Source organism: Acinetobacter sp. TTH0-4 (assembly GCF_015602665.1).
Classification (GTDB): Bacteria; Pseudomonadota; Gammaproteobacteria; order Pseudomonadales; family Moraxellaceae; genus Acinetobacter; species Acinetobacter albensis.
Map to the genome: position 1 here is coordinate 854,795 of NZ_CP059079.1, position 11,873 is coordinate 866,667.

The following is an 11,873-nucleotide window of genomic DNA, read 5'->3' on the forward strand; positions in this document are numbered from 1 at the left end:
TAACACAAAAAATGAAAGGCAGTAAGAAAGTTACCACCTGAATCACTACAGTATAATCTTAAAAAAGAAGAATTTAAGTTTTTTTATCATTAATAGTGAGAAAACTGGGAGTTATTCATTAAGAATTCACGATTTTCTTCTTCAATCATCTGTCGAGCTACATACAAGATCAGCTGACGTAACCAGCGATGTGCAGGATGATGATGTAGCAATGGACACCAAGCCATTTTTAATTCAAATTCAGGAATATAAAAAGGAGGATCTTTAATTAAAAGGTTTGCATTATTGGACTGCAAATGTGCGATACGACTTGGAAGGGTTGCAATCAAATCGACATTGGAAGCCAGAAGGGCAGGCATTTGATAGTGACGGGTAAATACTGAAATTTTACGTTTTTGACCAATTCGCTCTAAAGCTTGGTCAATCCAGCCCAATCCCGCTTGTTTATCTGGATTGACACCAAAACCTACGCCCATCCCTGTTTTAGACACCCAAATATGCTGAGCATCTAAATAACTTTTTAAATTTAAGTTATTCGCAGCAGGGTGTTTGTTATTGAGCAAGCAGGAAAAACTATCACGCCAAACCAAAACTTGATGAAAGCTTTGTGGAATTTCGTTAAAACGATTAATGGCTAAATCGACTTTCCCTTGTTCCATATCACGGTAAGACACATCACTTGGCGTTAAAAAGTCCAATACAACATTGGGTGCTTCTGAACGTAAGGCTTTGACAAGACGTGGAACCAGAGTCGCTTCTGCATAATCAGAAGTCATGATACGGAAAACGCGATTTGAAGTATAAGGACGGAACTCGGTACGAGGTTCCAAAATCATGGATAAATCGGCCAATGCATCTCGAATACGTGGCTGAAGTTCTAAAGCGCGTTCTGTTGGCGTCATGCCTTCAGAAGAACGAATTAACAGGGGGTCATTAAATAAATTGCGTAAACGGCGCAAAATATTACTCATGGCAGGTTGGGTAACACCCAGTTGTTCTGCTGCACGGGTGACATTTTTTTCACGTAAAAGAACATCAAGGTAAATTAATAGATTAAGATCGACCCGTTCCAGATTCATAAAAAAAATACCGATAATAAAGCCATGAAATTGTATTGATTATGCCATAAGCAGCAAGGCTTGTGTAGGAAATATGACGAATAAAAAATCACTTTTAAGGCCAAATTTCAGCATAAAGTCGTATTGTTTTAAGAGCATTTTTTTATTTTTAAGCAACAGAAAAATATCTTATTAAGGATAAAAACTAATCACACTAAATCTATTTGAATTACTGATGGATGAACGATTATAAATGACAAATAATTAGCAACAATGGGTGGTACTAAAAAATTGAAAGTTAAAAATACTGCGATTTAAAAGGCTTTGTATTTTAAATAAGCAATTGAATATTTGCTCAACAAAATAAGCAGTTAAATACCAACAAAGGAAATACTTTTGTGTTAAAAACGCATAAGGCTTGGCTGAGTGAAAATAAAAGTCATAAGCTCAATATTTAAAAAATAAATCATTCAAAACTAAATGAAGACTTTAATTTAATGACCATGTAATAAACAATTTGTATATCTAATAGACGTTTATTGTATTTATTTAAATTTATTTTATATTTATATAACAATGATTTAGTTTGCATTATCAAAATTTTAATACGACTTTGATCTATGTATTTTTTAAATAAATACCGAAAATTAATGCAGAATATTGGATTAATTATTTGACTACAACTAAGCTGTGTTCATACCTAGGGAATGGTCTAAATCTGAACAAGTGTACTTAATCAGAGTTAAATCCTCCTACTGATGAAATCCTAAAATTATATACAGGAAATATCATGACTACATACCAAACAGCGATTGATGCAATCCGCGAATTAAAAGCAAAATTCGGTAGCACTTGGCGCGATATTAGCCCAGAAGATGCTGCGCGTATGCAAATGCAAAACCAATTCAAAACTGGTTTAGATATCGCTAAATACACCGCTGCAATTATGCGTCGTGATATGGCTGCTTATGATGCTGACTCTAGCCAATACACTCAGTCTTTAGGCTGCTGGCACGGTTTCATCGCACAACAAAAAATGATAGCGAACAAAAAATACTTCGGCACAACTGACCGTCGTTATATCTACCTTTCAGGTTGGATGGTTGCTGCACTTCGTTCAGAATTTGGTCCACTTCCTGACCAATCTATGCACGAAAAAACTTCTGTACCTGCTTTAATCGAAGAAATCTACACTTTCTTACGTCAAGCAGATGCGAAAGAATTAAACGATTTGTTCCGTGCGCTTAAAAAAGCAAACGAAGCTGGTGATACTGCTAAAGCTGCTGAAATCACTGCTCAAATCGATGGTTTCCAAACTCACATCGTTCCAATTATTGCGGACATCGATGCTGGTTTCGGTAACGAAGAAGCAACTTACTTGCTTGCTCGTAAAATGATCGAAGCTGGTGCTTGTGCACTTCAAATTGAAAACCAAGTATCTGACGCGAAACAATGTGGTCACCAAGCTGGTAAAGTCACTGTTCCACACGAAGATTTCATCTCTAAAATCCATGCATTACGTTATGCATTCTTAGAAATGGGTCTTGACGAAGGTATCATCGTTGCGCGTACTGACTCTGAAGGCGCTGACTTGACTCAAAAAATTCCAGTGGTTAAAGAGCCAGGCGACATTGCTTCTCAATACATCGGTTTCTTAGACACTGTTGAAATTGATATTGCTGATGCGCAAGAAGATGAAATCCTAATCAAGCGTGATGGTAAATTACACCGTCCTAAGCGTTTAGCTTCTGGCTTGTACCAGTTCCGTGCTGACACTCAAATTGACCGTGTTGTACTTGACTGCGTATCTAGCCTTCAAAATGGTGCTGACCTTCTTTGGATCGAAACTGCAACGCCAAACGTTGAAGAAATCGCTCACATGGTTAACCGTGTTAAAGAAACAGTTCCAAATGCGAAGCTTGTTTATAACAACTCACCATCTTTCAACTGGACTTTGAATTTCCGTCAACAGTCTTATGATCGTTGGGTTGCTGAAGGTAAAGATGTTTCTGCTTACGACCGTGCTAAATTAATGAGCGCTGAGTATGATGCTACTGAATTAGCTGCTGATGCAGACGCTAAGATCCGTACATTCCAAGCAGATGCTTCTCGTGAAGCGGGCGTGTTCCATCACTTGATCACACTTCCGACTTACCACACTGCTGCTCTTTCTACGCATGAGCTTGCACAAGGTTACTTCGGTTCTGAAGGTATGTTGGCTTATGTTGCTGGTGTACAACGTAAAGAAATCCGTCAAGGTATTGCTTGTGTTAAACACCAAGCAATGGCGGGTTCTGACATCGGTGATGATCACAAAGAAATCTTCTCTGGTGACAACGCGTTGAAAGCACATGACGATGCGAAAAACACTATGAACCAATTCGGTGGTTAATCCTCCCGACTGATTCAGAGAAAACCCTGCTTATGCAGGGTTTTTTTATGATTGGGCTAAAAATAAAAGCTTAATAATATTTAAATCATTAAATTTTTAATAAATCAAAAATGACTTGAATTGAATTACCGAGATTATTTCAATGACGCTTGATAGTTTAGAAGCGCTTTGCGACCTAATGCTGGATCATCAGTAAAAATACCATCTACGCCTGCTTCAAAGAACAGTTCATATTCTTTGATTGCACCAGTTTCACAACGCTCGGCTGGATTGACACCACAATCCAGATAATCAGGTAAAAATTCATTTTCTGGACGTAGCGTATAAGGGTGAACTTTAAGCCCCACGGCATGCGCATCTTTTACAAATGAGGTTACTGTTGCAGCTTGTGTATTGGGTAAAATATAGGTTTTACTGGGTCCAACACCATCAGCATATTTTGCAACTTCTTTTAAGCCTGCCACTGTGGCCATATCACCATAATTGATGGTTAATTTCTGCATTGCGGCATCGGCAGGTTGAGTGGACTTTCCACCATAAAGCTGAATAATTTTAATCTGTTTAATTGAATTAAGTTGATCCAATTGCTCACGCATGGCTTTTAAATTGCTTATTTCAAAAGATTGTAAATATACAGGTGCGATTTCTCGAGTATATTTGTGTTTTGCTAAACTCATCAGTAGCGAATTTTCAAGGGCTAAATTTTGCTGTTGGAAATAAGTCGGATGCTTGGTTTCTATATATAAACCAATAATTTTGCCAGTCTTTTGATAGTGTTGGTCCGCTAATTCAATAATCTGCTCTAAAGTTGGAATATTGTATAAATCATTATATTGCACATTATTGGGACGTATTTGAGGAATTCTTTCACGCGCTTTTAACTGATTCAGTTCATTTAAGTGAAAGTCTTCGGTGAACCAGCCCGTTAGAGAAACACCATCAATTACTTTGGTGGTCTTTCGATCAGCAAATTGTGGAAGTTCACTGACATTGGTTGTTTCGCCAATTTCGTTTTCATGCCTTGCTACTAAATAGCCATCTTTGGTTGCAACCAAATCGGGTTCAATAAAGTCAGCACCATCATCAATGGCTTTCTGATAAGCTGCCAAAGTATGCTCTGGACGTAAAGCACTGGCACCACGATGGCCTATAATCAAAATTTCAGGTGTATTCACAGTCGGTGGGGCTGCATAAATTGAATCATTATCTTCATTACACGCAGCAAGATTTAAAATCATCAGTGATAAAGCCATTTTTTTTAACATACAGGTTCCAGTGTTGTTGTTATTAATCTGGATATAGTGTTTCTGAAGATTAGTACAAAAATATGACAAGGTCGGAAAACTCACAAGTCTTTACATTGAACAATAGGTCACTCTTCATATTTCCTCCTTATTTAGTATAAAAAATAATTTTTCTGTTAATGGCTGTTGTATTTTGAGTTTTAGTCACTGAATATCCATGTATCTAGGTTAAATTATAAGAACTTTTAATGGTTTAAATTCATCCCTTTTCATACTGTGATTACGTCATATGCTGTCAAAATTTTTTATTGAACGTCCTATTTTTGCCGGTGTATTGGCCATTATTGTGATGGCTTTTGGCCTTTTTGCAGTATTTAGTCTGCCTGTTGAGCGTTATCCCGATATTGCTCCACCTCGTATTACCGTAAGTTCAACCTATACCGGTGCATCGGCTGAAACGGTTGAGGAGAGTGTGACTCAGGTTCTAGAGCAGCAAATTAAAGGGATTGATCATTTACTGTATTTTAGTTCCAGTAGTGATTCATCGGGACGTAGTCGAATCAGTATTAGTTTTGAAAATGGGACAGATCCTGATACAGCACAAGTGCAAGTGCAAAATGCAATTAATGGCGTGATTAACCGTTTGCCTGAAGATGTGCAGCGCCAAGGTGTAAACGTATTTAAATCCTTGAGCGACACGCATATGGTCATTGGACTTTATGATGCTTCGGGTAAAAGTGACAATATTGAATTGTCAGATTACATGATGACCCATTTAGAGCAAGAACTGGCACGGATTGAAGGTATTGGCGAAGTTGATGTATTTGGTTCGCAGTATGCTATGCGAATTTGGTTAAATCCTTTAAAACTCAAACAATATAATTTAATTCCCAGTGATATTCGTGCGGCTGTAGAAGCACAAAATACCCAAGTGGCGGCGGGTGCAATTGGTGATTTACCAGTAGTTGAAGATCAATATTTAAATGCAAAAGTCACTTCAGGGTCACGCTTAAAAACTGTTTCTGAATTTGAAAATATCATTGTGAAATCTAGCCGCGATGGCAGTTTTATTTATTTAAAAGATGTCGCAAAAATTGAATTGGGTGCGGAAAATTATCAATCTTTTAATACCATTAATGGGTCACCTTCGGCAGGGATGGGGATTTCTTTGGCATCTGGTGCCAATGCTTTAGCAACTTCTGCATTAATTAAAGCTGAAGTCGATCATTTAGCACAACAATTGCCTGATGGGTATAAGCTGGTTTATCCACGAGACAATACGCCCTTTGTACAAGAATCAATTAAAGAAGTGGTTAAAACTTTATTTGAAGCCATTTTATTGGTCATTATTGTGATGTTTGCTTTTCTACAAAATTGGCGTGCCACATTGATTCCGGCCATCACTGTACCTGTGGTGATTTTAGGAACAATGGCGGTGTTGTCCATTTTTGGAATGAGTATTAATACTTTGACCTTGTTTGCTTTGGTTTTGGCGATTGGGTTACTGGTGGATGATGCCATTGTGGTGGTTGAAAATGTTGAACGTCTGATGCATGAGAAAAATTTAAACGCCAAGCAAGCTTCTATTGAATCTATGCAGGAAATTACCGGAGCACTGATCGGAATTACCTTGGTACTTACCGCCGTATTTATTCCGATGGCATTTTTTAGTGGTTCAACAGGTGTCATATATCGTCAGTTTTCAATGACCCTTGTTGCCGCAATGACCTTGTCTTTATTGGTGGCTCTGATTTTAACACCCGCATTGTGTGCCATTATTTTAAAACCAAATCCTCAACCGGCAAAATGGGCCATCTGGTTTAATCAAAAATTAGATCGCTTAAAGCATCATTATCTCAATTTATCGAGTTTAACCATTCAATATAAAGCAATATCTTTGGTGGTTTTTACTGCGTTGATTATCACTTTTGCTTTGTTTTATCGGGCTTTACCGACCAGTTTTATTCCCAGTGAAGATCAGGGGATTTTAAATGTCCAGTTCCGGTTGGCCGATGGAGCTCCCATGTCTAAAAGTCGTGAAATAGGGGAGCAGATTCGACAGTATTTTTTGACCCATGAAAAAGGCAATGTCAGTTTGGTTATGGTTCGCTATGGACGTAACTTTTCGGGAACCGGACAGGATTTAGGTCAAGGATTTATTGCACTCAAACATTGGGATGAGCGATCTGGACAAGAAAATTCAGCACAAGCCATTCGTGAACGTGCTTTGAGCCATTTCAAAAGCAATCCGAATGCCAATATTAGTGTAATGTTGCCTTCATCAGTCAGTGGTTTAGGGCAAACCGATGGTTTAGATTTTTGGGTGCGTGATGTAAATGGACAAGGACGACAATATTTGGATGACCAATTTAAGCAATTGCAACAGCAGGCCAAACAATATAAAACCTTTGAAAATTTAGATAAGCGTTCTAATCCTGATAAGGCTGAATTGAAAGTCAATATTGATCAGAAACTTGCTTTGGCGAATGGATTGTCACAGACGGCCATTAATAGCACGTTGGCCAGTGCATGGGGAGGCAGTTATATTAATGACTTTATTGACCGTGGTCGGATTAAACGCGTCATTATGCAAGGTGATGCCGAATTTCGCTCTAAACCTGAAGATTTGAATAATTGGTATGTACGTAATGATTTAAATCAAATGATTTCCTTTGGCAACTTTTCTAATGTGAGTTGGAGTGGTGGGCCTGAGGTGGTGAATCGTTATATGGGCTACACCGCATTACAGATGGAAGCGGATACTGCCAAAAATGTCAGTTCAGGTGACGCTATGCAAGATGTGGCTCAATTGATTGGACAGCAATCTGGAATTGATGTCGCATGGAGTGGCTTGTCATTTGAAGAACAGAAATCAAGTCATCAAGCACTTCTATTGTATTTGTTATCTATTGGTTTTATTTTCTTATGTTTAGCCGCGCTTTATGAAAGCTGGTCTATTCCAAGTGCGGTGATGAGTGCAATTCCTTTGGGGATTGGTGGAAATATTTTATTCAGCTATTTTGCTGGTTTTCCCAATGATATTTATTTTCAGATTGCTTTATTAACCACCATTGGTCTGTCCTGTAAGAATGCGATTTTGATTGTTGAGTTTGCATCCATGGCACAACAACAAGGTCGCAGTGTAATTGAGGCTGCTTTGGAAGGGGCAAGCTTACGTTTACGTCCCATTTTAATGACTTCACTTGCTTTTGGGGCTGGTGTGACGCCGTTGGTTTTTGCTTTTGGTGCAGGTGCTGCCAGTCGTCAGGAAATTGGGGTGAGTGTATTAGGTGGTGTCATTTTCGCAACATTATTGGTGCTTATTTTTATTCCATTTATGTATGTTTTAATTCGCACTTTATTTAAGGCTAAAACTACCACTTAAGTCTCTTTAAGTGCTCAGCGTGAAAGAATATATTTAATGCGTGATTAGGCAGAACATGCCATGCTCTATACTGAAAAAATATAAATGGACTTATGGCCAGCATAGGGCAAACTGAGGAATAGTGAATATGCGTAATCATAATTTTATTGATCTTTTGCATGCTTCTATTCAAAGTTCAATTCAAGATCAAGATATTCAGCAGGCTTTACAGACAATACAAACCTTCAAAGCTGCCGATATCGCAGATTTACTCACGCAATTGCCAATAGAGTCAAGTCAGATCCTGTTGGTCAATTTACCTGCGCGAGCCTATGTATTTTCTTATTTAAAACCAGATCAGCAAATTAAGCTGGCTAAAGTGATTCCTTGGGCTACTTTGGCTGAAATTATTGGTGAAATGCCCTCAGACAAACGTGTCGATATCTTTAAACAGCTTAATTCTGAACAGCAAAATATTCTTTTGCCTGCCTTGGCTCAGGCAAAGCGTGAAGATATTCGTCAGTTAGCCTCCTATGTGGAAGGGACGGCTGGGGCAATTATGAGTTCAGAATACGCCACTTTAAAGCCCAATATGACGGTTCTTGAAGCCATTAAAATGTTGCGTCTGGAAGCGCCCGATACTGAAACCATTTATTTGGCTTATGTATTAGATGCGGCACGTAAATTATTGGGTGTTATCTCGTTAAAAGAATTAATTTTGGCGCAGGAACAGGATTGTATTCAGGATTTGATGACCACGGATTTAATTTTTTCGACCGTGGATACACATCAGGATGAAGTGGTTAAAAAGATTGCACGTTACGATTTATTGGCCCTGCCGATTGTAGATGAACAGGGTTTCATGGTCGGTATAGTCACCCATGATGACGCAATGGATGTAGCAAATGATGAAGCCACAGAAGATTTTTTAAAAGCAAGCGCTGTGGAAACGAGCCGAAAATTGAGTTTAAAAACAGCACCGATTATTTTGCTCTATCAAAAGCGTGTGTTTTGGTTGGTTATTTTGGTTTTTGGTAGTTTACTGTCTGGGATTGGAATTTCACATTTTGAAGATATTATTGCAGCCAATATTATACTGGTATTTTTTCTTCCATTACTGGTTGGCAGTGGAGGGAATGCAGGTTCACAATCGGCGACCTTAATGGTTCGAGCTTTGGCAACGGGTGATGTACAGGTCAAAGACTGGTTTTATTTATTGGGACGTGAAAGTCTAGTGGCCTTGTGTTTGGGCGGTACAATGGCATTTGCAGTTTCAATTTTAGGTTATGTTAGAGGTGATAGCATGATTGCTATAGTGTTAGCACTCAGCATGCTTGGAATTGTTTTACTGGGTTGTTTAATTGGTATGAGTTTGCCTTTTATTTTAAATCATCTAAAACTTGATCCAGCTAGTGCATCAGCCCCATTGGTTACTTCCATTTGTGATGCAACTGGGGTGGTGGTGTATTTATTTATTGCCTCCCAATTACTGACTGGCGTGAGTGGCTAAATCGATTTTGTTCATAGTATCTGGTTGGTTAGATCAGCTAAACTTCATCATAGAAAAGATTATTTCATTGGAATAAGGTTATGCCACAATTACAAAAAAAAATGAGTCAGCAAGAGGTCATCCGTTTAGAGCGAGATTTGGCTAAGTTTGCCAATATGATGGATTCAGTGGTTCGTATTCCATTTACCAAGCAAGGGGTAGGTGCAGATGCTGCTTTAAGTACAATTCCTGTCGCCGGCGATGTCGCTGGGTTTGTACTGACTTGTTATGCCATTTATAAAGCCAAACAAATTGGAGTACCGCAACATAAGCTTAATCCTGTTATGAAATTGGCGATGATGGATGCGGTAGTCGGTTTTATACCGATAGTCGGGACAATATTTGATATTTTCATTCGGCCTAGTCGCAAAGCATTAGCGGTTGTGCACGATCATATTCGAGAGGAATATCAGATTCACAATGATGTGCATGTGGTTCATCCATTTCTGCATGAAAGTTTAGAGCATCGACAGCAAACCTCTGCTTTTTGGCGTAATCCAATGGTTGCATGGATTTGGCTACATCTTCCTGATTTGTTTGGTGCTCTTTTCTTGATTTTACTTTTGGTTGCAATGTGGTTCGGTGGAAGTTGGTTGTGGCAGTGGTTTCAGAGTTTTAATATTTAAAGTTTAAGCAAATAAGAATGAAATGGATAAAATCGATGGATTATATTTCTGCAAATTTACCCGCGATTCAGTTGGATGAAACCCGTGATTTTTATAGCGCACTGGGCTTTCAATGTACTTATTTCTCTGCTGAGTGGATGATTTTGGAACAAGGCAGCTTAAAATTGGAATTTTTTCATCATCCTGAGCTTGAGCCACACGCATCTTGGCATAGTGCTTGTATTCGGGTGCAGGATTTAACGGCACTTTATCATACTTGGCGTGAGGTCAATTGGTCTTTATTTCCACAAGCCAGAATTACCGAAATACAATCGTTAGCTGAAATTGATCTATTTTGTGTGATTGATATTAATGGCAGTTTGTTGCGTTGCATTCAACACAACTAAAAAAAAGCCTCTAAAATAGAGACTTTTTACACAGGGTTTATTGATGTAGTGGCATTATGCACAGTCAAGCTGTTGTAAAGCTGCTACACGTTGTTCAATGGATGGATGGGTTTGAAACAAAGCCGCTAAACTGAAGCCTTGTGACTTACCTTCGGTAATGGCAAATGCTTTCATTTCTTTTGGCATCTGATCAGGCAGTTCAGTTTCAGCTTGTAAACGTAATAATGCAGAGATCATCGCTTGCTTACCTGCTAAACGCGCACCTGCTTCGTCAGCGCGGTATTCACGATAACGTGAGAACCACATCACAATAGACGAGGCTAAAATACCAAACACAATATCTAATGCGATGGTAATACCGAAATAAGCCAGTCCTGGCGCTTCGCCATCAGCACGCCCAAACACATTACGATCAATAAAGTCACCGACAACACGCGCAAAGAACATTACAAAGGCGTTGACTACCCCTTGCACAAGCGCCAAAGTAACCATATCACCATTGGCAACGTGACCAATTTCGTGTGCAAGTACAGCACGCAGTTCGTCTTTGTTCATGCGCTCAAGGAGGCCTGTTGAAACAGCCACTAAAGCATCGTTTTTGTTCCAACCTGTAGCAAAAGCATTTGACTGATAAGAAGGGAAAATACCGACTTCAGGCATTTGAATACCAGCGCGTTGCGACAATTGCGCAATTTCTTGTAATAGCCATACTTCTGCTTGGTTACGTGGCGCATTCGGGTCAATCAGTTCAGTACCCGTGGTTTTTTTCGCCATCCATTTAGACATGAATAGAGAAATGAGTGAGCCAACCATACCAAAGACAAAACAGATAACCAGTAGGTTGCCTAGATTTAAGCCACCCGCGCCATGGTAACTACCGACACCGAAGAGTGACAAAATAATGCCAGCTACCACCAGTACCGCGAGGTTGGTAAGCAAAAACAAACCAATCCGCATCATTGAGAGAATCCTCTTATAATAAAAAAATAATCTGATTTATGAATTAAAATCAACATACTGAATATGAGGGCTATCCCTAAAAAATTCAAGAAAAAAATTGTGGATCGCTCTTGAGTCTATTGTGATTTGATTCATGAGTTACAGGTCACGCTAAGATGAATACTGAAGATCTATGCATTCTCATAGATAGAAGGATAAAAAGTAAATAAGAATAAAATGCGTATATTTAAAAATTTTACAATTCAGTTAGATAAAGATTTAGGGAGGAGTTGAACAGATCCACAGATACTTTTA

8 protein-coding genes are annotated in these 11,873 nt (G+C 38.8%); 5 read left to right on the top strand and 3 right to left on the bottom strand.

Going from position 1 to position 11,873, the window contains the following annotated elements; genetic code table 11:
• Positions 1-89: 89 nt before the first annotated feature.
• Positions 90-1,079, bottom strand: coding sequence for a LysR family transcriptional regulator (locus H0S58_RS03950; RefSeq protein ID WP_053578424.1), 990 nt, complete (start codon positions 1,077-1,079; stop codon positions 90-92).
• 769 nt (positions 1,080-1,848) lie between these two features.
• Between H0S58_RS03950 and H0S58_RS03955 the strand changes: the two genes are divergently transcribed.
• Positions 1,849-3,450, top strand: coding sequence for an isocitrate lyase (locus tag H0S58_RS03955; protein ID WP_092717094.1), 1,602 nt, complete (start codon positions 1,849-1,851; stop codon positions 3,448-3,450).
• 134 nt (positions 3,451-3,584) lie between these two features.
• Here the strand turns inward: H0S58_RS03955 and H0S58_RS03960 are convergent, their stop codons facing one another.
• Positions 3,585-4,715, bottom strand: a complete 1,131-nt coding sequence (locus tag H0S58_RS03960) for a glycerophosphodiester phosphodiesterase (protein WP_193892255.1) — start codon at positions 4,713-4,715, stop codon at positions 3,585-3,587.
• A 268-nt stretch (positions 4,716-4,983) separates the two neighbouring features.
• Here H0S58_RS03960 and H0S58_RS03965 point away from each other — a divergent pair, with 268 nt between their 5' ends.
• From H0S58_RS03965 to H0S58_RS03980, 4 genes are all read left to right on the top strand, one after another.
• The gene (locus H0S58_RS03965; RefSeq protein WP_195727208.1) at positions 4,984-8,079 is read left to right on the top strand and encodes a multidrug efflux RND transporter permease subunit; all 3,096 of its coding nucleotides are present in this window, start codon (positions 4,984-4,986) and stop codon (positions 8,077-8,079) included.
• Between the two features lie 127 nt (positions 8,080-8,206).
• A complete protein-coding gene (gene mgtE / locus H0S58_RS03970; RefSeq protein WP_195727209.1) occupies positions 8,207-9,568 on the top strand; it encodes a magnesium transporter in 1,362 nt (453 codons plus the stop codon).
• Positions 9,569-9,648: 80 nt separating this feature from the next.
• Positions 9,649-10,233 carry a DUF4112 domain-containing protein gene (locus H0S58_RS03975; RefSeq protein WP_053578419.1) on the top strand — a complete coding sequence of 195 codons (585 nt, stop codon included), beginning with the start codon at positions 9,649-9,651 and terminating at the stop codon, positions 10,231-10,233.
• 35 nt (positions 10,234-10,268) lie between these two features.
• Positions 10,269-10,619: a bleomycin resistance protein gene (locus H0S58_RS03980; RefSeq protein WP_195727210.1), complete on the top strand. Its 351-nt coding sequence runs from the start codon at positions 10,269-10,271 to the stop codon at positions 10,617-10,619.
• Between the two features lie 54 nt (positions 10,620-10,673).
• Here the strand turns inward: H0S58_RS03980 and htpX are convergent, their stop codons facing one another.
• Positions 10,674-11,579 carry a protease HtpX gene (gene htpX / locus H0S58_RS03985; protein WP_092717077.1) on the bottom strand — a complete coding sequence of 302 codons (906 nt, stop codon included), beginning with the start codon at positions 11,577-11,579 and terminating at the stop codon, positions 10,674-10,676.
• Positions 11,580-11,873: the final 294 nt, after the last annotated feature.